Source organism: Marinobacter lutaoensis (assembly GCF_001981305.1).
Classification (GTDB): Bacteria; Pseudomonadota; Gammaproteobacteria; order Pseudomonadales; family Oleiphilaceae; genus Marinobacter; species Marinobacter lutaoensis.
Window position 1 is genome coordinate 420,536 of sequence record NZ_MSCW01000007.1, and the last position, 23,398, is coordinate 443,933.

General features: G+C 63.9%; 20 protein-coding genes and 2 pseudogenes. 8 read left to right on the plus strand and 14 right to left on the minus strand.

Annotation, left to right across the window (positions count from 1 at the left end; all coding sequences use genetic code 11):
• Positions 1–283 precede the first annotated feature (283 nt).
• Positions 284–598 (plus strand): annotated as a pseudogene (locus tag BTO32_RS11575) (integrase core domain-containing protein); the annotation flags it as partial.
• A gap of 47 nt (positions 599–645) precedes the next feature.
• Here the strand turns inward: BTO32_RS11575 and BTO32_RS11580 are convergent.
• The 3 genes and pseudogenes from BTO32_RS11580 to BTO32_RS11595 form a co-directional block, all read right to left on the minus strand.
• A complete protein-coding gene (locus tag BTO32_RS11580) occupies positions 646–1,179 on the minus strand; it encodes a hypothetical protein (RefSeq protein WP_076724783.1) in 534 nt (177 codons plus the stop codon).
• Between the two features lie 341 nt (positions 1,180–1,520).
• Positions 1,521–2,264 carry a TIGR04255 family protein gene (locus BTO32_RS11590; protein ID WP_076724785.1) on the minus strand — a complete coding sequence of 248 codons (744 nt, stop codon included), beginning with the start codon at positions 2,262–2,264 and terminating at the stop codon, positions 1,521–1,523.
• Positions 2,265–2,499: 235 nt separating this feature from the next.
• Positions 2,500–3,631, minus strand: a pseudogene (locus BTO32_RS11595) (IS3 family transposase).
• 240 nt (positions 3,632–3,871) lie between these two features.
• On the opposite strand from BTO32_RS11595, the gene BTO32_RS11605 reads away from it, so the two are divergent.
• Positions 3,872–5,077 (plus strand): ISL3 family transposase, encoded by a 1,206-nt coding sequence (locus BTO32_RS11605; RefSeq protein WP_076724787.1) that lies wholly within the window; start codon positions 3,872–3,874, stop codon positions 5,075–5,077.
• A 314-nt stretch (positions 5,078–5,391) separates the two neighbouring features.
• Positions 5,392–6,282: a chemotaxis protein gene (locus BTO32_RS11610; RefSeq protein ID WP_076724788.1), complete on the plus strand. Its 891-nt coding sequence runs from the start codon at positions 5,392–5,394 to the stop codon at positions 6,280–6,282.
• 48 nt (positions 6,283–6,330) lie between these two features.
• Here the strand turns inward: BTO32_RS11610 and mqo are convergent, their stop codons facing one another.
• Positions 6,331–7,821: a malate dehydrogenase (quinone) gene (gene mqo, locus BTO32_RS11615; protein ID WP_076724789.1), complete on the minus strand. Its 1,491-nt coding sequence runs from the start codon at positions 7,819–7,821 to the stop codon at positions 6,331–6,333.
• 318 nt (positions 7,822–8,139) lie between these two features.
• On the opposite strand from mqo, the gene nhaD reads away from it, so the two are divergent.
• Together nhaD and BTO32_RS11625 are read left to right on the plus strand one after the other, a co-directional pair.
• Positions 8,140–9,390: a sodium:proton antiporter NhaD gene (gene nhaD / locus BTO32_RS11620; RefSeq protein ID WP_076724790.1), complete on the plus strand. Its 1,251-nt coding sequence runs from the start codon at positions 8,140–8,142 to the stop codon at positions 9,388–9,390.
• Positions 9,391–9,399: 9 nt separating this feature from the next.
• Complete coding sequence (locus tag BTO32_RS11625) at positions 9,400–10,389, plus strand: calcium/sodium antiporter (protein WP_175618661.1); 990 nt, start codon at positions 9,400–9,402, stop codon at positions 10,387–10,389.
• Positions 10,390–10,400: 11 nt separating this feature from the next.
• Here BTO32_RS11625 and BTO32_RS11630 read toward each other — a convergent pair whose 3' ends face one another.
• Positions 10,401–11,165, minus strand: a complete 765-nt coding sequence (locus tag BTO32_RS11630; protein ID WP_076724791.1) for a lysophospholipid acyltransferase family protein — start codon at positions 11,163–11,165, stop codon at positions 10,401–10,403.
• A gap of 205 nt (positions 11,166–11,370) precedes the next feature.
• On the opposite strand from BTO32_RS11630, the gene sorT reads away from it, so the two are divergent.
• The gene (gene sorT / locus BTO32_RS11635; RefSeq protein WP_076724792.1) at positions 11,371–12,597 is read left to right on the plus strand and encodes a SorT family sulfite dehydrogenase catalytic subunit; all 1,227 of its coding nucleotides are present in this window, start codon (positions 11,371–11,373) and stop codon (positions 12,595–12,597) included.
• A gap of 8 nt (positions 12,598–12,605) precedes the next feature.
• The gene (sorU, locus tag BTO32_RS11640) at positions 12,606–12,929 is read left to right on the plus strand and encodes a SorU family sulfite dehydrogenase c-type cytochrome subunit (RefSeq protein ID WP_076725090.1); all 324 of its coding nucleotides are present in this window, start codon (positions 12,606–12,608) and stop codon (positions 12,927–12,929) included.
• Between the two features lie 8 nt (positions 12,930–12,937).
• Here the strand turns inward: sorU and msrB are convergent, their stop codons facing one another.
• Together msrB and msrA are read right to left on the minus strand one after the other, a co-directional pair.
• On the minus strand, positions 12,938–13,363 hold the full coding sequence (gene msrB, locus BTO32_RS11645) for a peptide-methionine (R)-S-oxide reductase MsrB (RefSeq protein WP_076724793.1): 426 nt from the start codon (positions 13,361–13,363) through the stop codon (positions 12,938–12,940).
• Position 13,364: 1 nt separating this feature from the next.
• Positions 13,365–14,024 carry a peptide-methionine (S)-S-oxide reductase MsrA gene (gene msrA, locus BTO32_RS11650; RefSeq protein ID WP_076724794.1) on the minus strand — a complete coding sequence of 220 codons (660 nt, stop codon included), beginning with the start codon at positions 14,022–14,024 and terminating at the stop codon, positions 13,365–13,367.
• 179 nt (positions 14,025–14,203) lie between these two features.
• On the opposite strand from msrA, the gene BTO32_RS11655 reads away from it, so the two are divergent.
• Positions 14,204–15,178: a metallophosphoesterase gene (locus tag BTO32_RS11655; protein WP_076724795.1), complete on the plus strand. Its 975-nt coding sequence runs from the start codon at positions 14,204–14,206 to the stop codon at positions 15,176–15,178.
• Between the two features lie 8 nt (positions 15,179–15,186).
• Here the strand turns inward: BTO32_RS11655 and BTO32_RS11660 are convergent, their stop codons facing one another.
• From BTO32_RS11660 to pqqD, 7 genes are all read right to left on the minus strand, one after another.
• On the minus strand, positions 15,187–15,669 hold the full coding sequence (locus BTO32_RS11660; RefSeq protein ID WP_076724796.1) for a CDP-archaeol synthase: 483 nt from the start codon (positions 15,667–15,669) through the stop codon (positions 15,187–15,189).
• Positions 15,670–15,697: 28 nt separating this feature from the next.
• Positions 15,698–17,074 carry a class II fumarate hydratase gene (locus BTO32_RS11665; protein ID WP_076724797.1) on the minus strand — a complete coding sequence of 459 codons (1,377 nt, stop codon included), beginning with the start codon at positions 17,072–17,074 and terminating at the stop codon, positions 15,698–15,700.
• Positions 17,075–17,215: 141 nt separating this feature from the next.
• The gene (locus BTO32_RS11670) at positions 17,216–18,955 is read right to left on the minus strand and encodes a PAS domain-containing hybrid sensor histidine kinase/response regulator (RefSeq protein ID WP_076724798.1); all 1,740 of its coding nucleotides are present in this window, start codon (positions 18,953–18,955) and stop codon (positions 17,216–17,218) included.
• Complete coding sequence (gene ercA / locus BTO32_RS11675; RefSeq protein WP_076724799.1) at positions 18,939–20,102, minus strand: alcohol dehydrogenase-like regulatory protein ErcA; 1,164 nt, start codon at positions 20,100–20,102, stop codon at positions 18,939–18,941. The genes BTO32_RS11670 and ercA overlap by 17 nt, the downstream gene beginning before the upstream one ends.
• Positions 20,103–20,149: 47 nt before the next feature.
• Complete coding sequence (locus BTO32_RS11680; RefSeq protein WP_245820320.1) at positions 20,150–22,018, minus strand: alpha/beta hydrolase family protein; 1,869 nt, start codon at positions 22,016–22,018, stop codon at positions 20,150–20,152.
• A complete protein-coding gene (pqqE, locus tag BTO32_RS11685; RefSeq protein WP_139339061.1) occupies positions 21,984–23,123 on the minus strand; it encodes a pyrroloquinoline quinone biosynthesis protein PqqE in 1,140 nt (379 codons plus the stop codon). The genes BTO32_RS11680 and pqqE overlap by 35 nt, the downstream gene beginning before the upstream one ends.
• Complete coding sequence (gene pqqD / locus BTO32_RS11690) at positions 23,120–23,383, minus strand: pyrroloquinoline quinone biosynthesis peptide chaperone PqqD (RefSeq protein WP_076724801.1); 264 nt, start codon at positions 23,381–23,383, stop codon at positions 23,120–23,122. The genes pqqE and pqqD overlap by 4 nt, the downstream gene beginning before the upstream one ends.
• Positions 23,384–23,398 lie beyond the last annotated feature (15 nt).

A 23,398-nucleotide genomic window follows, 5' to 3' on the forward strand; every position in this document is an offset into this window, starting at 1 on the left:
GCCCCCGCCTGATGCCGGAACCCACTCTCTCCCGCCGGATATTCTCTGCCCCCTCACCGGTCGAAATGGGCGAAGTCCGTGATCGGATAATGTCTCGTTGGTCGTTGATACCCTGCCGACTTAAGTCATCATATTGATGATGGTAGCAACCAGTATTGACACCAATGCAGCATCAGCACGATGATCGTGCTAATTTTAAGCACAACATAAGGCCACGGGTTTGACAGGTGAGCAGATGGGGGCAGCCCTACTCGATGACATCAGCCAGGCGCAGCAAGAGCGATTGTTCCACATCGACTTCAAGCTGCGATTTCTAGGCGCTGTAAACCGTGCTGATCTGGTCACCCGTTACCGTATTCAACAAAGCATGAGCCGGCGTGGCAATTGCTGGGATAACGTCCCAATGGAAAGGCTGCTCAGAAGTTACATAAGTGAGTGGATGCCGAGCAGTGGCTACTCATCCATTCCGGAGGCAAAGCGAGATATCAGTTTCTATCTGATGGCGCGCTACAACTGGCTGCGTCCCCATCAGTACAACGGTGGAGTCCCACCCGCAAAGGCGGAAGAAAAACTTAATTTACTGTCCGGAAATGGTTGACCACTACAAACTATTCACCAAAAGCGCACGACTGAAATCTTTCAAGATTAGGGCGTGAGAGGAAGTCTGGCTGACTTTTCTCTTAACAGGTGATTTTTGAGGAAATTGTCTATTACTTGAATACCGAAACCTGAGACCGAGCAAACTTTTTCGACTCCACCCTGCTCAAACTCATCGATAAACGTATTCGTAATTTCGTTCAAATTGAGCACACCACCATAGGGCAGCCGGTCATCAAAGGGAGGAATATAGACCAGCCTCGAGACCTCTCTGCGGGCAAGTGCATTTATAAAAGACCTCGCGCGGTCGTCACCAAATTCCTCAGAATATTCAGCAACTAGATCTTCAAGTTGGGTGATCGGGCAGATCAACGCACTATGGTTAAATGCCCTGTCGTTATCCTGGTCTAAGTCACACTCATGAGTAAGGACGTATACAAGTCCCTCCACGGTCACATAGATCCTTTCATCTGGATCAAATATCGGAAAACGGATAGGGGAATACAAAAGGCCAGCCCCCAAGGGGAGAGCTTCATCAACACCATAGAAACGCCCGTGATCATTGTATCTCAGGCTATCCATGAGATGACGGTATGCAGTCTCGACATCCATCCTTAGATCGCTGCGCCATTTAACCTTGAATGCGCCCGCTGTGCACGACCTTCGACGACCTCAAGAGAGCCCGACGAAAAACTTTTCGCTCCGATGCATCAGGGAACCACTTCGCGGCCTCCGCAGGAGCGCCCACCTCAATCACGGGACCGGGAACATCAACCGAAACAACACGAAAGGCATTCTGGTCTTGCGGCCAAGTTACTGGTTGGTGATCGCAAAATACGTCCGCGACCTCTTCGTTGGCCAAAGCTCCATAGGAAATACTCAACGTGGCAGCACAAGTGCCCATAACGAGTTGATTCAACATCTTATTGCTCCCGCAGATAGTCGACATGCTCATCCGAAAGTAACGCAAAAAAAGCGTCCTTCTCGAAGTCATGAGCTTGTTCGACCCACCCCTTTATTTGGTTTTGATCGCTCGACTCAAACGAAGATGGGGTGAATACATCAACATCAATCACTGTTGACACGCTCCCCCCCAATTGGCCTTTCACAAACTCTTTTGAAGCAACCCTCGTCATTACAGTATGAACGTCAGAACTGACCCTTGCGAAATTCAAGTTCAGAGAAGATTCCACAGTCTCGCCACCAACACAAACCGACAGGTCAAGATCTGCGACAGAATTTACTCGATGGCGTTCCGAATCCATACCGTTAACGTAGCGAAGCCCCAATCTTTTAACTGTTAGACCACTGATGCGAAGAAAAAGCGCCTCTACCGCTTCATCCAACTCACGCTTTACAACATCCCAGCCAGGGTAATTTCCTACAAAGTGATACGAGAACGAAGACGGCCCAACTTTTACCAGTCGGTCACCGCCATCCTTTCGCAATTCGACCGTAGGCTGATACCTCAAACCTTCTTCCGCTTGCCTGATAGCATAAGGAATATCGGAATTGGGTAGGCGCTTCAGTTGCCAGTCTTTCCAAGGGCCGCAGTCAATCAGCCGACCAATTACAACTTCCTCAGGGATGTTCGGAGGGGCCTGCAGCCGGAGCTCACAGAGGGCCTCTAGAATTGCATCTTCCTTGAGCTTTTTTGGATGAGGCATTTAAGATTTCCCAGCAAATACGGTGGGGCTTAAAAGATTAAAAATCAGAAACTTACGGAATATACGTTGACTAAGAATAGCAATAGCAGTCCCCTCTGGCAAGTTTAGCAGCTCACGGGACGAGCAGATCCGACAAACGGTGCGCCTTTGCCATTAAGCGGGCCTGTGAGGTGGACCCCATCAGTTGGACAGCTTGAAGGTGCGGCTTAAGCTCTGATCCAGTTTTATTCCCGGTTCAAGCTGCCAGGGTCATGGGTTGTTGGCAGTACACCTCATCCGGTGTTTGGTAATCAAGGGTCTGATGGTACCGGGTCTGATTGTAATGCCGGAAGTACCGGTGGAGCGCCTGCTTCAAGTGGTGTCCGTCCTCGAAGGCGGTGAGGTAGACGCACTCGTGTTTGACGCTGCGCCAGAGCCGTTCCACGAAGATGTTGTCGTGGTAGCAGTCCTTGCCGTCCATGCTGATCCGGATGCCATGCTCTTTGAGAACACCTGTGAAGGCTTCACTGGTGAACTGGACACCCTGATCGGTATTGAAGATTTCCGGCGTTCCATGGCACTGTAGGGCTTCCTCCAGGGCATCGATGCGGAAATCGGTATCCATGGTGTTTGAGACCCGCCAGGACAGCACCTTGCGGCTGTACCAGTCGATGATGGCGACCAGATACATGAAGCCCCGAGCCAGCGGGATATACGAAATATCCGTTGCCCATACCTGGTTGGGGCGGTCGATTTTCAGCCCTTTGAGCAGGTACGGATACACCTTGTGCCCGTCGCCCGGAATGCTGGTTCTGGGGCGCGGGTACACCGCCTGAATGCCCATGGTGCGCATCAGGCGCTGCACCCGCTTGCGGTTTATCCGGTGACCCTGGCGTTCCAGGTGGACGCGCATCTTGCGAGAGCCGTAGTACGGCGTTTCCAGGTGTTGCTGGTCGATCAGATACATCAGTTCCAGATCCTTCTGACACTGTTCACGAGGGACGTAGTACACCGACGAGCGGCTCAGCTTGAGCAGCTCGCACTGGCGGACAAGGCTGACTTGGGGATGACCACACTCGATCATCGCCAACCGCTGTTGACGGCTTACTGATCAAGCTTGCGCGACAAAAAATCGCGTTCCACCGTCAGTCGGCCAATCTCGCGGTACAGTTCGTCAGAACTGGGCTCGCTGGACTGTTTGCCCGACTTTTTCTTGCCTTCGAAGAGGTCTGGGGCATTCTCCAGCAGCGCTCGTTTCCAAGTGCTGACCAAGTCGGATGGATCTGGAACCGGGCGGCGATTTCGGATGTGGTCTGGTCACCCTTGAGGGCGGCCAGGGCGACTTTGGACTTGAATGATGCGCTGTATTGCTGGCGTTTCTTGCTCATGATTCTCCTCCTTGTGAAGATGATGAATCAGAGCTTAGGAACCTGTCCAAATTTCGGGGTCCACTTCACACCTCGCCCTGGCTGTCCACATAACTGGTTGATATCAAGCCCTCAATCATCTTGTAACCCCCCCATTTAAGGTTCATCGCGGATTAGCGTGAAAAAGTAGGAGACGGCGGTAAAACCGGTCAGTTTTGAGTTCGCCAAAACAAAAAAATTAACCAATCCACCGCCGTCTCTATGAATGCTAATCCTCTTACCCTTTTCTGGGAAGGATTCACTGTCGAACCCTATGCCCAGATTGCTCCTCAGGTCTTGCTGATCCGACTGCGTCCTGGGGAAGACTGTCATCCATGTTGCAGTGGCTGCCAGCAGCACTGCACTGCCGTCCACGACACGACTATTCGCCGCGTGAGAGAGCGTGATTTGTTCCAGTACCGCGTCTGGCTGGAGGTTCCTGTACGCCGGGTTCGCTGTGTGACTTGTGGCCCCAAGCTGGAACAGATTCGATGGCTGTCAGGCCGGCAGCGCCTGACAGCGGGCATGGTCAGCTGGGTTGAATCCCTGGTTCGCCTGATGCCGGTTCAGCATGTGGCTCGCCTGTTAGGGCTGAACTGGCATACGGTCAAAGCTATTGATCACCATCGGCTTGCCCGTGAGGTCGTCGAGCCAGATCGCAGCCAGATACGGCGTCTGATCATGGACGAGTTTGCCCTGTTCAAGGGCCACCGTTATGCCACCGTTGTGATCAACGCCGACACTCAACAGGTTCTCTGGGTTGGAGAGGGTAATAGCCGACAGGCCATACGGCCCTTCTTTGAATGGCTGGGTCCAGAGGCTTGCGCTCAGATCGAAGCGGTCGCCATGGACATGAACACGGCCATGGACTTGGAGGTCCAGCACCACTGTGCCCAGGCGCGCGTGGTTTACGACCTGTTCCATGTCGTGGCCAAGTTCGGCCGCGAAGTGATCGACCGTGTCAGGGTTGATCAGTCGAACCAGCTGCGTCATGACAAGCCTGCGCGCAAAGTGGTTAAACGCAGTCGCTGGTTACTATTGAGAAACCGAGACAACCTCAAGGCCGAGCAGGCCGTGAAGCTGGAAGAGCTGCTGCAAGCCAACCAGCCCTTGATGACCGTTTACCTGCTAAAAGACCAACTCAAAGAACTCTGGTATGCCCCGTCTGAAGCCGAGGCCAGACGGCGCTGGGAGGAATGGCTGGAACTCGCCATGAGCAGCGGATTGGCGCCGGTCCAGCAATTTGCTCGACGCTTCAAAGGCTATGTAGAAGGGATCATTGCCAGTGCGACCTACCGCATGAACACCAGCGTCTTGGAAGGCATGAACAACAAGATCAAGGTGATCAAGAGGATGGCATATGGCTACCGGGATAACGACTACTTCTTCCTGAAGATAAAAGCAGCGTTTCCCGGTAAAGCGCGATGAACCTTAAATGGGGGGATTACCATACACAGGCGCCCCAGGTTCCAGTCGGCGTCGATGGCTCCGGTGAACGTAAAGTGGTCAGCACCCGGGTGCCATCCGGGGTGGTCAAGGTGACCATATCCGGCAGCGCGCCCACGGCGACGTCAGACAGGAAGGCGCCGTCGTGACAGAGGCGTGACGAAGCTGTGACCATTTGAAACAAAGCCTCCCCCCGTTCCCGGGACGGAACCTGCTATCATTGCTACACACGCTGTAATGACTTCCGATCAAGGCTCCCGTTACGGGAGCTTTTGTTTTGCAAGGGCTCCGCGGTTATGTCTGGCAAGGCAAAGCATCCCCAGAAACTCCTGCTGTTCCGTCTGTCCGGTCCCCGGCTGTTCGGTCTCGGTACGCTCAAGATCCGGGAAATTCTGCCGTTTCAGCGGCTGACCCGGCTGCCACACAGCCATCAGGCGGTGCTGGGCACGGCGGTGTTCAGGGGCAGCGCGGTGCCGGTGATCGACATGGCGGCGGCGGTGGGCTACCCGCCTCTGTCGCGGGAGGAGCAGGCACTCGGTTCGATCATCGTGACCGACATCCAGCGCCGGGAAGTGGGGTTTCTGGTGCGCGGTGTCCAGCGCATCGTCGAAACCGACTGGAAGGCGGTGACACCGCCGCCCAGGGCCCTGGGGCCGCGGGCATTCATTACCGGGATGCTGGACGTGGACGGCGACATCATCCAGCTGCTGGATGTGGAGCTGTTGCTGGCCCGGGTGTACCCGGAAAGCCTGGAGACCCAAGAGGTGACACTCACGGACGTCCAGCGCGAGACCCTCAAGTCCCTCAACATCCTGCTGGTGGATGACTCCCAGGTGGCGCGCAAGCAGTTGTGCGACGTGCTGGACAAGGAAGACATCGGCTACCAGGTGACCAGCCACGGGGACGAGGCGTTGCAGATCCTGCTGCGCGACAACACCTTGGGGCGGCCGGTGGACATTCTGGTGAGCGACATCGAGATGCCCGGCCTCGACGGTTACGAGCTGGCGTTCGCGGTACGCGACAACAGCACCCTGAAGCAGCCGTACATCATCCTCCATACCTCACTGAACAGCGAGATGAGTCTGAGCTATGCCAATCAGGTGGGCGCCAACGAAGCACTGACCAAGTTTGATGCCCAGGAACTGCTCCAGGCGATGTTGCGGGGGGCCAGCCAGGACCGCAGCTGAGATGCGGCCCTGGCGTCTGCAGCGGCCCGCGGGGCGGGCCTTGGCGGATCAGGCGTCCGGTTTCAGGCGCAGCGTTGTCAGGGTACGCTCGCGCACCTCGTGCAGCAACGCCGCGTTGTCCACCAGGGTCTGGCCGTAGGACGGCACCATCAGCCGCATGCGCTCCTGCCAGTCGTCGCTCTTGATTTTCTCCGGGAAGCAGCGCTCGATCACGTCAATCATCGCGTTCGCGGCAGTGGACGCTCCCGGCGAGGCTCCCAGCAGAGCGGCCAGGGTGCCGTCCTTGGACGCCACGATTTCGGTACCGAACTCCAGCTTGCCGCCGCCATCCGGCGTCTGCTTGATGATCTGTACCCGCTGGCCTGCCATCTGCAGCTTCCAGTCCTCCTCGCGGGCATCCGGGAAGAAGTTGCGCAGGGACGCCACCCGGTCGCTGTGAGACTGGAAGACTTCACCGATGAGGTAGCGGGTGAGGTCCATGTTGTTCTTGCTGACCGAGAGCATCGGCTTGAGGTTGGTGGGGCGGACGGAGCCAAACAGATCGAAGATGGAGCCTTGCTTGAGGAAGCGGGTGGTGAAGCCGGCGAACGGACCGAACAGCAGGGCCGGCTCGCCGTTGATGATGCGGGTATCCAGGTGCGGAACCGACATCGGCGGCGCGCCGATCGGGGCCTTGCCGTACACCTTGGCGTGGTGCTGGGTGACGATCTCCTGCTTCTGGCACACCAGCCACTGCCCGCTGACGGGGAAGCCGCCGTAACCCCGGGCCTCGTCGATGCCCGACTTCTGCAGCAGCGGCAGGGCACCTCCCCCCGCCCCGAGGAACACGAAGCCGGCTTCCAGCTTGGTCACTTCACCGGTCTTCTGGTTTTTCACCCGGAGCTTCCAGCGGCCGTTTTCGCGCTGGTCGATGTAGTGCACGGGACAGCTCAGCATCAGTTCGAAGTTGGGCTGGCTTTCCAGCCACTTCACCATGCTGCGGGTCAGGGAACCAAAGTCCACGTCCGAACCGTGCTTGACCCGGGTCGCCGCCACCCGCTGCATCGGATCCCGGTGCCGGATCACCAGGGGCATCCACTCTTCCAGCTGCTCCGGAGATTCGGTGTACTCCATTTCCTGGAACAGGTGGTGCGCCCGCAGCTTCTCATAGCGCCGCTTCAGGAACGCCACGTCCTTCTCGCCCCAAACAAAGCTTTGGTGCGGGGTTCGGTTGATGAAGTGTTTGGGCTCGGGCAGGATTCCCTGCTCTACCAGGTAGGACCAGAACTGAGGGGTCACTTCGAACTGGGCGTTGATCTTGAGGGCCCGTTCGATGGCCACGTCGCCATCCTCGGTTTCCGGAGTGTAGTTCAGTTCGCAGTAGCCGGCATGGCCGGTCCCCGCGTTGTTCCATCCGTCGGTGCTTTCATGGGCAACGTGGTCGAGTCGCTCCACCATGACGATGTCCAGGGACGGATCCAGCTGCTTGAGCATCATGCCGAGGGTGGCGCTCATGACGCCACCGCCGACCAGCACTACGTCTGCCTGTCTAACGGCCATTGGTTTTTACCCTAGCTAGTATTGAGCCTGTTCGCTCCTCCCACGATCAGCAGGAGAGCCTGTCGGAAGCCGGTCGTGCCTCAGGTACAAGACGCAGCCGTGTGCTTCCTGTCTGAATTTGCGCGCAATTATCCCGATTTTCGGGGAAATAATAAATTGCGATTGTCAACAGTTGCGCGTTGGCCCGGCTGTCGCCGGCATACTTCGGTGCTGTGTGTCAGTTACGGACAGTGGCCCGTTCCGGGTCAAAGGACTACAATCCGGCGCGTATTCGTCCCGGCCCCGGGGGCCATTCAACGCACCGCTTTGGAAAGTCCCATGACTGCTCTTGATGCTGTTCTGATTATAATCGCTGTCTTGGCGCTTTTGGGCGTCATCTTCGAAGAAGTCATCCACATAAACAAGGCCAAGGTCACACTGTTCTTCGGCACCCTGGCCTGGATGCTGCTTTTCCTGTTCAGTGACAACGCCCGGGAAACCGCCGCCATCAATACCGGTCTGACGGAGAGCATCGCGGAAATCGCCGGGCTCTGGTTGTTCCTCGTGGCGGCGATGACGTTCGTGGCCTACCTGAACAAGAAGGGCATGATTGAGAACGTGATCTATCTGGTCATGCCCAGGCGGGTCAGCGAACGCCGTTTGCTCTTTCTGACCGGACTTTTCTGTTTCATTTTCTCGTCTTTGGCAGACAATATAACTGCAACTTTAGTCTCATGCTCGCTGATTCTTTCCCTCAATCTTGAGCTGAAAAAACGCATCCAGTTCGTCACTCTGGTGGTGTTCGCCGTCAACTCCGGCGGCGTTTCCCTGATCACCGGTGACGTCACCACGCTGATGATTTTTCTCGCGGACAAGGTGAAAATACTGACCCTGCTGACCCTGGCCATCCCCTCCGCCATCACCGTTTTCATCTTGGCGCTGTTCCTGTCCCGGGGGCTGACCGGCACCGTCATCCTCAGGGCCAGCACCCACCCAGTCCGTCGGGTGGACGCCGTCATCGGCGGCCTGTTTTTGTTGACAATCCTGTGCACCATCGCGGGCAACGCCCTGTTCGCGGTGCCCCCGGTCCTCACCTTCCTGTTCGGGCTCTCGATCATGTTCCTGGTGTCCCGCTTCATGAGCGACGACTCGGACCTGGACCCGATCCTGGAATACATCCGCATCATCGAATTCGAGACCCTGCTGTTCTTCCTTGGCATTCTGCTGCTGGTGGGCATGCTCAAGGAAATTCATGCCCTCGACTCTCTGGTCGCCATCTACGATCTGCTGCCACCGCTGTACGCCAACTATCTGATGGGCATCTTCTCGGCGGTGATCGACAACGTTCCTCTCACCGCGGCACTGCTCAAGGCCGGCATCACCATGACCCCGGGCGAGTGGATGGGACTGACCTATGCCGTCGGCGTCGGCGGCTCGCTGCTGATCATCGGTTCGGCGGCCGGCATCGTCGCCATGAGCAAGATCCAGGGGCTGACCTTCGCTGCCTACATGCGGTATCTTGGCCACCTTTTGGCCGCATACACCCTGGGCTACGCCGGGGTGTTCATGCTCGGACGATTCATCCACTGAGGCTTACCCATGCTGCTGGCTTTTGGCTCGATCCTGATCGGACTGGTACTGCTGGTCTGGAGCGCGGACAAATTCGTCGAAGGCGCCGCCGCCACCGCCAAACACCTGGGCATGCCGACCCTGCTGATCGGCATGGTGATCATCGGGTTCGGCACCTCGGCGCCGGGACTGGCGGTCTCCGCCATGGCCGCGGCCGATGGCAACCCGGGCCTGGCCCTGGGCAACGGCTACGGCTCCAACATCACCAACATTGCCCTGATTGTCGGCCTGACCGCAGTCATCGCCCCCATCACCGTGCACTCGCAGGTGGTGCGCAAGGAGCTGCCGCTGCTGGTGGGCCTGACCCTGTTCGCCGGCGCGCAACTGCTGGACGGGCAGCTGTCCCGCCTGGACGGCGCCGCCCTGCTGCTGGTGTTCGCCGGCATCATGGGCTGGTCCATCTATCAGGGGATTCGGGGCAAGGGCGACCCCCTGGCGGGCGAGCCGGACGCCGATCTGGTGGCCCATCCGATGCCGCTGAAGGTCGCCCTGGCGTGGCTGGTGGTGGGGCTGGTACTGCTGATCGTCAGTTCCCGGCTGTTGGTGTGGGGCGCGGTGACCATCGCCCAGGCCCTGGGGGTGAGCGACCTGGTGATCGGCCTGACCATCGTCGCCATCGGCACCTCGCTGCCCGAGCTGGCCTCTGCCCTGGCCTCGGTGCGCAAGAACGAACACGACCTGATCCTCGGCAACATCCTGGGCTCGGGGATCTTCAACACCCTGGCGGTGGTGGGCCTGGCGGCCACCATCGAACCGCTGCAAGTGGCGGCGGAAGTGCTGGAGCGGGACTGGACCCTGATGTTCGGCCTCACCGTCCTGCTCCTGCTGATGGGCTGGGGGCTGACCGGCCGGCAACGCACCATCACCCGCCTGGACGGCGGCCTGCTGCTGATGGCCTACGTCGCCTACACCGGCTACCTGTTGTCCACCGTGGTCAGCGCCGGCTTCGCCACCGCCTGAACGCCGGAGCCCTACTCCGGCTCACCGTTGCCCAGCAGCGCCTCCAGCCGCTGGCGCACCTCCGCCATCACCTCGGGCAGGGCCTCCTTGCCCAGGCCGGCGGTGTCCAGGGGCTGACCGACCCGGACATCAACCGGCTGGCCGAGGTTGATCTGCCAGGAGCGTGCGGGCAGCACCTGGTGGATGCCACGGATCGCCACCGGCACGATCACCGCCTCGGTGTCCAGTGCCAGGTGAAAACAGCCTTTCTTGAACGGCAGCAGACGACCGTCCGGGGAACGGGTGCCCTCCGGCGCCGCCCACAGGACGATGCCACTTTCCATCATGCCCCGGGCCCGCTCCAGGTCACGCACCGCCTGAGTTCGGTTGGAGCGGTCCACGGACGGGAACTCGGCGGCCCGCATGGCCGGCCCCAGCAACGGAATCCGGAACAGCTCCTTCTTGGCCAGCATGCGGATAGAGCCGGGCAGCGAGACGAAGCTGACGGGAATGTCGTAGTGGCTGGCGTGGGTGCACATGATGATATAGCGGCGACCGTCGTTGAAATCCGGCACCGCCCCGCGCACCGTCAGATTCGCCCGCACCAGCTTCAGTAGGGCTGCGGACCATTCCCGGCAGTACTGGTCGACGATTCGGCGATCGAGCCTGCCGAACAGCGCCCGCAGCAGCACCAACAGGGAATACAGGGCGGTCAGACCGACCGAGCCAACGACCACGACGGCACGGCGCAGCCAAGTGGCGGACTCGGTCAGCGGATTCAGTTTCAGTCGGATCATCGCAGCAACATCCTTTCCCAGATTATCGGACCGCACGGGGCGGTGCCCGGCATGACGGCGCATTATAGCCCCTCCCCCTGGCGGCGGAATAACCCACGACCGAACTGGCTATTTTCTGATCAGCGAACTATAAGAACTAAGGATATGCCCGAGAAGTTCGGGGCATGTCGGGCCGTCCTACGACAACACCAACAGGAGACGGAACATGACACGCCCAATCCCGCTCCAGCGAGGGCCGAATAGCCCTGGGCTGGACAATCCCGGACGCCGGGCGCTGCTGGTGGGCAGTGCCGGTGCCATGGCCTCGGTCAGCCTGCTGGGGTTCACCCCGCTGGCCCGGGCGCAATCCGCGATGACTCTGCCGGACTACGCCGCCTGGAAAGACCAGAGCGCCCTGATCGTACACAGCGCCAATACCATGGAAACCCGCCGGGATGCCATCGGCAGCGGCGTCCTGACGCCAAGCGACCGCCTGTTCGTGCGCAACAACCTGCCGCCGCCTCCGGCGGATGTCACCGACCAGCCCGATACCTGGGCCGTCCGCATCGACGGCGTGAAGAATCCGAAAACACTGACCGTCGCCGAACTCAAGAGTCTGGGCGTCGTTACCGTCGCCTCGGTGCTGCAGTGTTCCGGCAACGGTCGCGCCTTCTTCCCCCACGGCGCCAGCGGAACCCAGTGGTCGGTCGGTGCGGCCGGCTGCGTGATGTGGACCGGCGTGCCGCTGAAAACGGTCGTGGAGGCCCTCGGAGGCCCGGTGGCCGGCGCCACCTACATCACCAGCACCGGCGGTGAAACCCTGCCGGACGGCTTGGATCCGAAAACCGTGGTGGTGGAACGCTCCGTGCCCACCCGGGCCCTGGAGCACGCCCTGCTGGCCTGGGGCCTGAACGACGAACCCCTGCCCCGGGCGCACGGTGGCCCGCTGCGGCTGGTGGTGCCGGGCTACTACGGTGTCAATAACGTCAAGTACGTCAAACGGGTGGCCTTCACCGAGCAGCAGACGGACGCCAAGATTCAGGCCTCCGGCTACCGCATCCGGGACGTCGGCATGAAGGGCGCGCCGGACCAGCCCTCCATGTGGGAGATGAACGTGAAATCCTGGATCACCGCGCCGCTGAGCGAGAGCCGGCCGGGACGCACCATGATCTATGGCGTGGCCTTTGGCGGCAGCCGGGCGGTGGCCGGGGTCGAGGTATCCACGGACGGCGGTGAGCACTGGCAGCCGGCCCGGTTCCTGGGGCCGGACCTGGGCCCCTTCGCCTGGCGCCCCTTCGTGTTCGCCACCGACCTGAGCGCCGGTGAACACCGGCTGGTCAGCCGCGCCACGGATGTGGACGGCAACCCGCAGCCGGAAGGCCGGAAGGACAACGAACGGGGGTACGGCCACAACGGCTGGCGGGACCACGGCGTGACGCTCACGGTGGCATGACGGCGATCATGAGCCTGCGCCCGTTCGCCCTGTGCCTCACCGGTGTGGTCCTGGCCACCTCCGCCCTGGCCGACGAGCTGTTTGACCAGGGCAAGGCCGTGTTCACCCGAGAGGCGCAGCCGTCCTGCAGCCTCTGCCACACCCTGGCGGACGCGGGCGCCACCGGCGCCATCGGCCCCAATCTGGACCAGCTCAGGCCCAACGAGGAGCGGGTCCGGCTGGCGGTGACCGGCGGCGTGGGCATCATGCCGCCGTTCGCCGACAGCCTATCCGAGGCCCAGATCCGGGCCGTGGCGCACTACGTGGCCACGGCGACCGGCGCCGGTGACTGAAGCGGAGCCTATTCCACCTCCCGGAACACCATGGCGATGGAATTCAGGCAATAGCGCTGGCCGGTCGGCGGCGGACCGTCTGGAAACACGTGCCCCAGGTGGCTGTCGCAACGGGGGCAGCGGATCTCCGTGCGTACCCGGCCCAGGCTGCGGTCCTCCAGATAGCGGATGTGGTCCGGATCGAATGGCTGGAAGAAACTCGGCCAGCCGGTGCCGGAGTCGAACTTGGCCGCCGAGCTGAACAACGGCAGGTCACACAGGCGGCAGTGGTAGGTGCCGGTCTTCTTGTTGTCCAGCAGGGTGCCGCAGAACGGGTGCTCGGTGCCGTGATCCAGCAGCACCTGCCGTTCCTCGGGGGTGAGGTCCTTCGCTTTCTCGGCCACCTGCTCGGGGGTCAGCGGGGTCAGGTCGTACCCCGCGGCGGATACCGTCATGTCATACCTCCTCGTCTCGATCGGATGGTTCACGCCGGTACTCCGGCTTCAGCCGGCCCGGATACTGGGCCACCAGCTTGGCCACCTTGGGCGCGGCCACCGCCATGATGTAGGGCTGGTGCGGATTCCGGGCGGCGTAGTTCTGGTGGTAGGTCTCGGCCGGATAGAACTCGGTCAGCGGTTCCAGGGTGGTGACGATGGGGTCCTGGTAGACGCCCGCCCGCTCGAGCTGGCGCAGATAGGCCTCGGCCACCGTCTTCTGCGCCTCGGTTTCATAGAAAATGGCCGACCGGTACTGATGGCCAATGTCGTTGCCCTGCCGGTTCAGCTGGGTGGGGTCGTGAGCGACAGACAGGAAGACCTTCAGCAGCCCGCCGTAACTCACCCGGGCCGGGTCGTAGTGGATGGCCACCGCCTCGGCATGGCCCGTGGTACCGGTGCACACGGCTTCGTAGTTCGCGGTTTCGGCGCTGCCACCGGCGTAGCCGGAGACCACCCGGGTCACCCCGTCCACCGCCAGGAACACCGCCTCGACGCACCAGAAACAGCCGCCGGCCAGCACCGCCCGGGCCTCGCCCGCCTCGGCCGGCAGGTCGTGTTCGGGATCCGGGAACCGGCTGCGCGGCACGGTCAGTCCCGGCACCTCGCATGATGACGTCATACACACCTCTGCTTGTTGTGTTTTCCCGCCTAGCTTAACGGCTTTGGCGGGCATCCCCCAATATGACGATTGTCGCCTTCCGGTTGCATACCCGGCCAGCGGCACCATAATGACAGACAGGGTTTCCGTGTTCCGCAGGCTCCGGCCCGGACGGGACCACTCGGCATCAAGGAAAACAAATGACGGCCCAAGCCCGTACCCCCGAAGACCAGGACGAGCTGCTGGCGTACCGCCTCAGCCTCCGCCTGGGACCGGTCCACGCCCGCCAGCGCCTGGCCATCGAACAGGAAACCGAGGCCCGGGTGTTCGGCAAGGACCGGCGCACCTTCCACCTGGAAAACCTGACCACGGCACCGGGGCTGATCCGTTTCTGCCTGCGCTGCGTTGGCCTGTACCGGCGGGCACAGGCCAACTCGCGAAAGCTGGCCACGGTCGAGAACCGGTTCGTGATTCCGGAACTGCCGCCGGCATTCGAAGGCTTTCGCATTCTGCACCTGACCGATCTTCACGTGGACATGGACGAGGCCAACCTGCAGGCGGTGATCGACCGGATCACGCCGCTGGACTACGACCTGTGCGTCCTCACCGGCGACTACCGGCGCCTGACCTGGGGCCCGATCGACGATGCCCTGGCCGGCATGGCCAGGCTGCGGCGGGCCATCCGGGGGGACGCCTTCGCGGTCCTCGGCAACCACGACAGCATCCGCATGGTGCCGGCCCTGGAAGACATGGGCTACCGCCTGCTGATGAACGAAATGGTGCCCCTGGAGCGGCAGCGGGAACGGCTCTACCTGGCCGGGGTGGACGACGGCCACTTCTACAAGGCTCACAATCTGCACCGGGCCGGGGACGACATTCCCGACGGCGGCATCAGCATCCTGCTGAGCCACACCCCAGAGATCTGGCGCGAGGCCGCGTTCGCCGGCTACGACCTGTTTCTGTGCGGCCACACCCACGGTGGCCAGATCTGCCTGCCCGGCGGCATCCCCGTGACACTGGACGCCCACTGCCCCCGCCGCCTGGGTCGGGGCTACTGGCAGGTGAACGGCATGCAGGGCTATACCTCGCCCGGCTCCGGCACCTCGGTGCTCAACGTGCGCCTGAACTGCCCGCCGGAGGTCACCCTGCACCGGCTCACGCGCGGGCCCGGCTAGCCGGGCCGTCAGTGGGGGTGCTTACGAATGCCCAGCCGGTGCAGGATCGGGGAAAAGAAGATGTTGGACAGGGCGAACAGCAGGACCACCAGCGTCGCGTCCCAAACCGCCACCGGCAACCACAGCACCGCCACCGCCATCGGCAGAGCCGCTTCCGGCAGCTGATCCAGCCACAATGCCCGGGCACTGGAGGCCAGGCCCAGCCGCCGCTTGACGAAACTGCTGGCCATGTCGCCCAGCAGCCCGAGCAGGCCGAACGCCAAGCCGAACAGGAACCCCAGCCCCACCCAGGCGGAAAACAGTGCGCTTGAGAGAGCGCCGGACACCAATCCCCGCCAGGTTTTACTCGGGCCCAGCACCGGCCGGCCGTCCGGCCAGTGGCGGTTGCCGTCGATCGGCCAGTCCCAGGCCCCCCGGCACAGCTTGGCCACCACCACGGGCATGCCGTTGGCCAAGACCAGCATGACGAACAGTTCCAGCGTGATCAGCACCCGTTCCTCCCGGTGTCCGGTGGTGGGCTCAGCCCAGCCCGCCCTGGGTCAGCTTGATTGGATCCATCAGCCGTTCCAGCTGGGCCCGACTCAGGCCGCTGCGCTCCTCGGCCACGTCGATCACCGGCCGGCCGGTCCGGTAGGCCTCCTTGGCGATGTCCGCGGCCAGGGCATAGCCGATCTCCGGATTCAGCGCGGTCACCAGCACCGGATTGCGACCCACGCCGGCGTTCAGGTTGTCGGCGTTGACGGTAAAGCCCCGGATCGCCTTGTCCGCCAGCAGGGTGGCGGCCTGGCTCAGCAGACCCGCCATGTCCAGCAGATTGCCGGCCACCAGCGGCAGCATCACGTTGAGCTGGAAGTTGCCGGACTGGCCGGCCAGCGCCACCGCCGCATCCAGCCCCATCACCTGAGCCGCGACCATGGCCACCGACTCCGGGATCACCGGGTTGACCTTGCCCGGCATGATGCTGCTGCCCGGCTGCAGCGCCGGCAGGCTGATTTCCGCCAGGCCGTGGATCGGGCCGCTGTTCATCCAGCGCAGGTCGTTGGCGATTTTCATCAGCACCACCGCGACACCGCGCAGTTGCCCGGACAGCGCCACCGGCGCATCCACCGCGCTCTGGCCGACGAACTTGTGCTCCAGGCTGCGGAAGGGATGGCCGGTGTTGTCCCGTAGAAAGCGCACGAACTGCTCGGCGAATTCCGGCGCGGCGTTGACCCCGGTACCTACCGCCGTGCCCCCCTGGGGCACCGCCAGCAGCTCGTCGGCTGCCGCGTCCAGGCGGCGCTCCGCAGCCACCAGCTGCTCCCGCCAGGTCCGCAGCTCCTGGCCCAGCGTCACCGGCATCGCGTCCATCAGGTGGGTGCGCCCGGTCTTGACCTGTCCGGACAACTCCGCCTCGCGTTCGTAGATCACGCCCTGCAGGTGCGTCAGCGCCGGGATCAGCCGCTCCCGCACCGCCACCACCGCACTGACGTGGATCGCGGTGGGGATGACATCGTTGGAGCTCTGGCTCATGTTGACGTGATCATTCGGGTGAACCTCCACCCCCTGCCGGCGGGCCAGCGCCGCGATCACCTCGTTGAGGTTCATGTTGGTGCTGGTGCCGGAGCCGGTCTGGTACCGGTCCACCGGGAACTGGTCGGCGTGTTCGCCACGCAGGATCTCGTCACAGGCGGCGACGATGGCGTCGCGGCGGGCGTTGTCGAGCAGCCCCAGGCTGGTGTTGGCTTCCGCCGCCGCTTTTTTGACCTGGGCCACGGCGGCGATAAACGCCGGCGGCAGCGGCTGGCCGCTCACCGGGAAGTTGTCGATGGCCCGTTGGGTCTGGGCTCCCCAGAGTGCGTCCGCCGGTACTCGGACTTCGCCCAGACTGTCTGTTTCGGTTCTGAATTCGCGCATGATCCCTCCTGTCTGTCCGTTCCGTTTGCTGTCAGGGTAACGCGCGGCCGGGGCCGTCGCATACGAAGTTGTCGCTACCCCGGCGACACGGAACCGGCCGGACCTTTCCGACACGTGTAGTCAGTGTACACGGGAAAAAGTTCAGGCCACCGGCGCCAGTAGACTGGTCAGCAGGGCCCTCAGCCGGTTGGGCTTGACCGGCTTGTTGAGCACCGGCAGCCCCTGCCCCCGCATCCGCCGCAGCAGTTCGTCACTGCGGTCGGCGGTGATCAGCGCCGCCGGTACCGGCCGGGCCAGGCGCCGCCGAAGGGCGGCGATCGCCCGGTCACCGGTGAGCCGGTCATCCAGATGATAATCGGCCAGAATCACCGACGGTTCCACCCCCTGGGCCACCAGCGCCAGAGCCTCCGCCTCGCCCGCCGCGACGTGGACCTCGCACCCCCAGCGGGCCAGCAGCGTCGCCATGCTCTCACGCACCGTCGGTTCGTTGTCGATCACCAGCACGCCGGCGCCGGTGACCGCCTGGCCCGGGGCGGCCGGCCGCTTCGGCTCGGGGGTGTCTGTTTCCGGCAGCCGTGGCAGTCGCAACCGGAACCGGGACCCCCGACCCGGCCGGGAGGCCACCTCCACCGGGTACCCCAGCATCCGCGCCATGCGCTCGACGATGGCCAGCCCCAGACCGACGCCCTGGCGGCCGCCGGTGCCCTGGGGCAGCAACTGACGGAATTCGGTGAAGATGTCCTGCAGCTGGTCCGCCTCGATGCCGACACCGGAGTCCCATACCTCGATGCACAGCTCGTCCCGGCACCGGCGCAGGGCCAGCAGTACTCCGCCGGCCCGGGTGTACCGGAAGGCATTGCTGAGCAGGTTGCGAACGATCCGGGTCAGCATGCGCGCATCGGTATGCACCACCGCCGGGACCAGCCGGCGCCGGAACCGGAGGCCCGCGTGTTCGGCCACCGCCTCGAACTCGTCCGCCAGTCCCTCCAGCAGGGCCGTGACATCGGTCGGTGCCAGGTCCGGGGTCATGGTCCGCTGGTCCACGCGGGCAATGTCGAGCAGGTCCGCCAGCAGTTCCTCCGCCCCTTCCAGGGCCCGGTGCACCTGGTGCACCATGCGCCGTTCCGGTGCCGGCAGGTCGCTGTCCTGGAGTGCGGAGATCATCAGGCGCGCCGCATTCAGCGGCTGCAGCAGATCGTGGCTGGCGGCGGCCAGGTACTTGTCCTTGCTGCGATTGGCCGCCTTGGCGGCCTCGATCGCCACCATCAGTTCCCGTTCCACCCGTTCCCGCTCCTCGATCTGGTGACGCAGGTCGGCGTTGGCACTGCGCAGCGCCCGGGTCCGCGCCTCGACCCGCTGTTCCAGCTCCTGATTCAGCTGCTCCAGCTTCTGCCGAGCCTGCACCCGTTCGGTGATATCGGCCACGAACGCCTCCACCACCTCCGGCCCCAGATCCGGGCGCCGCAACAGGGTCACCGCCACGTGCACCGGGCGACCATCGGCTCGCAGGAAGCGGGTCTCCCGGGCGCTCACACTGCCGTTGTCCAGTAGGGCCTGGCGGATGGCATCAAAGTCGGCGGAACGGCAGAACAGCTGTTCCCGGAGCCGGATCACCCGGGTGACCAGCTGCTCCGGGCTGTGGTAGCCGCAGATCCGCGCCATGGCGGGGTTGCAGGCCAGAAAGCCGCCCCGCAGGTTGGCCTGGAAGATGCCGTGCAATGCGTTTTCGAACAGCCACTTGTAGCGGTTCCGCTCCTGCTCCAGCTCTTCGATGCGCTGTTGCAGCGCCGGGTAGTAGTTCTTGCGGACGGACTGGCTGCCCAGCCCCAGCAGGTCGCCGATGCCATAGCCGCCGGTGTGCTCGTCAGAGGGCTTCTTCATAGACAACCTGGACATCCCGCAACGACGACTTCCTCGGATTGGTGAGGATGCAGGGGTCCTTCAGGGCGTAGCCTGAAAGATAGGGAATATCGGCACTGGTGACACCGAGCTGGGTCAGCCGCGCCTCCAACCCCACCCGGCGCTTCAGTTCCATGATCCGGGCCATCAGCCGTGCTTTCACCTGCCGGGCGGTCAACCCCCGGGTATCGATGTCCATGGCCTCCGCCACCCGGCGGAAACGCGCCTCCGCCGACGGAAAGTTGTAGGCCACCACGTGCTCCAGCAGCAGGGCGTTGCAGAGCCCGTGGGGCAGGTCCAGGAACCCGCCCAGGCTGTGCGACATGGCGTGTACCGCCCCGAGGATGGCGTTGGAGAAGGCCAGACCCGCCTGCATCGACGCCAGCATGATCCGCTCCCGCAGTTCGGCGTCGGCGGTGTCCGCCACCAGCGGTTCCAGATAGCGGTTGATCAGGCGGATGGCTTCCAGGGCGTGGGTGTCGGTCAGGGGCCCACTGCCGGTAGACACGAACGCCTCGATCGCGTGGACCAGCGCATCCACCCCGGTGCAGGCGGTCAGGAACGGGTCCATGGTTTCCGTCACCTCGGGGTCGATCAGGGACACGTCCGGGACCACCGCCTTGCTGATGATGGAGAATTTGAAGCGGCGACCGGGATCGGAAATGATCGCGAACTGAGACACGTCCGCCGAGGTGCCGGCGGTGGTGGGGATCAGGATCAGGGGCGGTGGCGGGTGGGTGATGGTATCGACGCCCTCGAACTCGAGAATGTGACGACCGTGGCTGGCGACAATGCCGATGCCCTTGGCGCAATCCATCGGGCTGCCACCGCCGATGGCGACGATGACATCGCAGTCACTGGCCCGGTACAGCTCCGCCCCGGCCATCACCTCGTCCACCTTGGGGTTGGCGGAAACACCGGTGAACACGGTGGTGCGGATGCCCGCTGCCTCCAGCAGCGCCTCACACTCGCCGACCCAGCCGACCGCCGCCACCCCCGGGTCCGACACCAACAACACGTGACGGGCGCCGAAGTTGCTGGCGAAGTTGGCGACGGAACGGCGGGAACCGGCGCCGAACACGATTTCCGGCGAGACAAACTTGCGCAGTGAAGAAATGTCGTGAGTCATGGGCGTGTTTCCCGACGGCGTCTGTTGTTATAGGAATAGCCGACAGTCTAACTCAACTTTGCGCCACCGGCACCGGCCCGGCGACAGGCCCGCCGGTAAAAACGGTGCAGCCGAACCAGCATGCGGGCTTGGTTGCGCCGGTCCCGGAACCCGTGCCCCTCGTCCTCGAACAGCCACTGCTCCACCCGGCCCCCGACCGCCCGCATGGCCCGGACCATGGCGTCGGTCTGTTCCGGCACCACCACCCGGTCCCGGCCGCCCTGGAAGAAGATCACCGGGGCCCGGATCGCCGCCGCCCGCAGCCGGGGGGTTCGCGCCCGCCAGCGCATGGGATGGCGGTCCGGGTCTCCCAGCAGCCAGTCCAGGTAGCCGGACTCGAAGCGGTGGGTGCGCCGGCGCAGGGACCGGGGGTCGGTGACGCCGTACAGGCTGGCGCCGGCCAGGAAAACGTCGCTGGCCGCCAGTGCCAGCAGCGTCGAGTAGCCCCCGGCGCTGCGCCCCTGGATCAGTACCCGGTCACGGTCCACCCAGCCCAGCGCGCCCAGATGCCGGGCGCTGCGGATCAGGTCGTCCACTTCCCGCTGCCCCCAGTGCCCGGCCAGGGCTTGACGGAAGCTCCGGCCGAAGCCGGTGCTGCCCCGGTAGTTCACCTCGGCCACGGCGAACCCCCGTTCACGCCAGAACCGGAGGTGCGGGTCGTACACCGGGTAGGTCGCCGAGGTGGGGCCGCCGTGGACCATCAGGATCACCGGCGGTCGCGGACGCTCGGGCACGGCGGTGTGGAAGAACCCTTGCACCGGCTCCGGCCCGGGCACAATAAACGAGCGGGGCCGGGGCAACGGCCGGCCCGGCGGGGATTCACCACCGGCCAGCCGGCGATGCCGGCCGGACCGCGGGTCGATCGCCACGATGGCGTCGAAGCGGTCCGGCGACCGGGCCACACACAACAGCTGATCCCGCCACCGGCACAGCCAGCGAAAGTCCGTGCAGTCGCCGACCGCCACCGGGCAGGCCTGGCCGCCAGCCGGGCTCAGCCACAGGGTTCCGATCCCCTGGTCATAGCGCACCCGGGCCCAGCCGCCCCCGGGCAGCGGACAGTGGTGCCGCTCGCCCAGCTGCCAGGGTGCGTTGGCGTGGTCCAACGGCGGTGCTGGCGCCGCCTGCCAAGCGCCGCTGGCCGGGTCGACCCGCCACGGCTGCCACCAGCCGGCATGGTCCGACAGCAGCCACAGACCGGTATCGTCGAACACCGGCTGCTGCACCGAGCCGGAGGCCGGTGCCGGGCATGGCCGGACCGCCACCGGATGGCCGTCGGCGTTCAGCTCCGCCAACCACAGCCGGCTGCGCACCCAGGGCATGTCGGGCAGGCGCCAGCTGACCCAGGCCAGCCAGCGGCCGCAGCGGGACAGGGCCGGCGCGCCGTAGAAGTCCTCGCCCCGATGCAGACACTGGCGGCGGCCCCGGCGATCCACCGCCATCAGGCACTGGCCCGAAGCCTCCTCCCGCACCGCCAGCACCCGCTCCCGGCGCGGGTCCGGCACCAAGCCGCCCCAAGCCACGCCGGGCTCGGCCGCCAGCACGCGACAACGGCCCGAGACCGGTTCCACGGCCACCAGACGTTGAGTTTCAGTCACCGCCACCACCGTCTCCGGCAACGCCGCCAGGGTGCCACCGCCGTAGCCGTTGACCCGACTGCCCAGGCTCTCGCCGACGCCCTCCAGCGCCCGGACAGTGCCGCCGTCGTGGTGGTACAGGCCCACCCGGCCCGGTCCGGGCCCGGCTTCCAGCCAGAACAGTCCGGCGGCAGAAGCCACCAGCCCGGCACGCTGAACCACGCCGGCACAGGCCGCCCAGGCCGAGATCGGGCGGCGGCTCGCGGGCTCAGCCCCGGTACAGCAGGCGCGAGTTGCGGGCATTGCGATAGAGCAGGTCGTCCAGTCCGGTGCGGGCGTGGTCGGCGGCGGTCCGGGCGGCCAGGATCCGGTCGTGGTAGGGCGACTTGTCGCAGACCGGATCGGCGTTGTCGGCATCGCCGGTGAGCAGGTAGGCCTGGCAGCGGCAACCACCGAAATCCCTGGCTTTGTCCTCGCAGGAGCGGCAGGGCTCGGGCATCCAGGCATCCCCGCGATAGTGGTTGAAGCCAGGGCTGTGATACCAGATCTCCGCCAGGCTCATGGTCCGGACGTTGGGGAAGTCGATGGGCAGCAGCCGGGCGCTGTGACAGGGCAAGGCGGTGCCATCCGGGGCCACGGTCAGAAACAGGCTGCCCCAGCCGTTCATGCAGGCCTTGGGGCGCGACTCGTAGTAGTCCGGCGTCACAAAGATCAGTTTCATCGGGGCGCCCCGTGCATGTAACCGGGCCCGGTAGTCGTTGACCTGGGATTCCGCCGCCCGCAGCTGGGCCTGTGACGGCATCAGCCCTTCCCGGTTGCGGAATGCCCAACCGTAGTACTGGCAGGTCGCCAGCTCGACATAGTCGGCGTCCAGCTGCTCACACAGCTGGAGAATCTGCGGCATCTGGTGGATGTTGTGCCGGTGGATGACGAAGTTGAGCACCATCGGATAGCCCGCCGCCTTCACCGCCCGGGCCATGGCGAGTTTCTGTCGGAAGGCCTTGCGGGAACCGGCCAGGGCGTCGTTCAGTTCCGGATCGGATGCCTGAAAGCTGATCTGGATATGGTCCAGCCCCGCCGCCGCGAAGGCCGCCACCTTGGCGTCGCTCAGTCCCAGACCCGAGGTGATCAGGTTGGTGTAGTAGCCCAGTGCCCGGGCGCCGCCAATCAGCTCGGCCAAGTCCTGGCGCACCAGGGGCTCACCGCCGGAAAATCCCAGCTGGGCCGCGCCCAGTTCCCGCCCCTGCCGGAGCACGTCCAGCCACTGGGCGGTGCTCAGCTCGTCCCCGCTCCGGGCGAAGTCCAGCGGGTTGGAGCAGTAGGGGCACTGCAGCGGGCAGCGGTAGGTGAGTTCCGCCAGCAGCCACAGCGGCGGCCCCACGGGGGCGGAGGCGTCGAGCGGGGTCATTGCCATTCGATCCAGTGCTGGCGTTCGGCTTCGCGCAGGAACTCGCGCACGTCCGGGCCCAGATCGCCGGCGTCGGGGAACCGGGTCCGCAGGCGCTCGATGATCGTCTCGACATCCCGTTCGCCGTCCACCGCCTCGAGAATGGCGCCGGCGCTGCCGTTGAGCCGGACCATGCCCTCGGGATAGAGCAGCACGAAGCACGCCTGGGCCGGCTCCCACTGGAGCCGGAAACCGCGCCGGATACGGGGCACTGGGTTCATGACGCCGCCCTCCCT

Excerpts from the sequence above, each read along its gene's own strand:
- BTO32_RS11580 (WP_076724783.1), bottom strand. The coding sequence starts at position 1,179 with ATGGATAGCCTGAGATACAATGATCACGGGCGTTTCTATGGTGTTGAT.
- BTO32_RS11590 (WP_076724785.1), bottom strand. The coding sequence starts at position 2,264 with ATGCCTCATCCAAAAAAGCTCAAGGAAGATGCAATTCTAGAGGCCCTC.
- BTO32_RS11605 (WP_076724787.1), top strand. The coding sequence starts at position 3,872 with ATGAATGCTAATCCTCTTACCCTTTTCTGGGAAGGATTCACTGTCGAA.
- BTO32_RS11610 (WP_076724788.1), top strand. The coding sequence starts at position 5,392 with ATGTCTGGCAAGGCAAAGCATCCCCAGAAACTCCTGCTGTTCCGTCTG.
- mqo (WP_076724789.1), bottom strand. The coding sequence starts at position 7,821 with ATGGCCGTTAGACAGGCAGACGTAGTGCTGGTCGGCGGTGGCGTCATG.
- nhaD (WP_076724790.1), top strand. The coding sequence starts at position 8,140 with ATGACTGCTCTTGATGCTGTTCTGATTATAATCGCTGTCTTGGCGCTT.
- BTO32_RS11625 (WP_175618661.1), top strand. The coding sequence starts at position 9,400 with ATGCTGCTGGCTTTTGGCTCGATCCTGATCGGACTGGTACTGCTGGTC.
- BTO32_RS11630 (WP_076724791.1), bottom strand. The coding sequence starts at position 11,165 with ATGATCCGACTGAAACTGAATCCGCTGACCGAGTCCGCCACTTGGCTG.
- sorT (WP_076724792.1), top strand. The coding sequence starts at position 11,371 with ATGACACGCCCAATCCCGCTCCAGCGAGGGCCGAATAGCCCTGGGCTG.
- sorU (WP_076725090.1), top strand. The coding sequence starts at position 12,606 with ATGAGCCTGCGCCCGTTCGCCCTGTGCCTCACCGGTGTGGTCCTGGCC.
- msrB (WP_076724793.1), bottom strand. The coding sequence starts at position 13,363 with ATGACGGTATCCGCCGCGGGGTACGACCTGACCCCGCTGACCCCCGAG.
- msrA (WP_076724794.1), bottom strand. The coding sequence starts at position 14,024 with ATGACGTCATCATGCGAGGTGCCGGGACTGACCGTGCCGCGCAGCCGG.
- BTO32_RS11655 (WP_076724795.1), top strand. The coding sequence starts at position 14,204 with ATGACGGCCCAAGCCCGTACCCCCGAAGACCAGGACGAGCTGCTGGCG.
- BTO32_RS11665 (WP_076724797.1), bottom strand. The coding sequence starts at position 17,074 with ATGCGCGAATTCAGAACCGAAACAGACAGTCTGGGCGAAGTCCGAGTA.
- BTO32_RS11670 (WP_076724798.1), bottom strand. The coding sequence starts at position 18,955 with ATGAAGAAGCCCTCTGACGAGCACACCGGCGGCTATGGCATCGGCGAC.
- ercA (WP_076724799.1), bottom strand. The coding sequence starts at position 20,102 with ATGACTCACGACATTTCTTCACTGCGCAAGTTTGTCTCGCCGGAAATC.
- BTO32_RS11680 (WP_245820320.1), bottom strand. The coding sequence starts at position 22,018 with ATGCCCGCAACTCGCGCCTGCTGTACCGGGGCTGAGCCCGCGAGCCGC.
- pqqE (WP_139339061.1), bottom strand. The coding sequence starts at position 23,123 with ATGACCCCGCTCGACGCCTCCGCCCCCGTGGGGCCGCCGCTGTGGCTG.
- pqqD (WP_076724801.1), bottom strand. The coding sequence starts at position 23,383 with ATGAACCCAGTGCCCCGTATCCGGCGCGGTTTCCGGCTCCAGTGGGAG.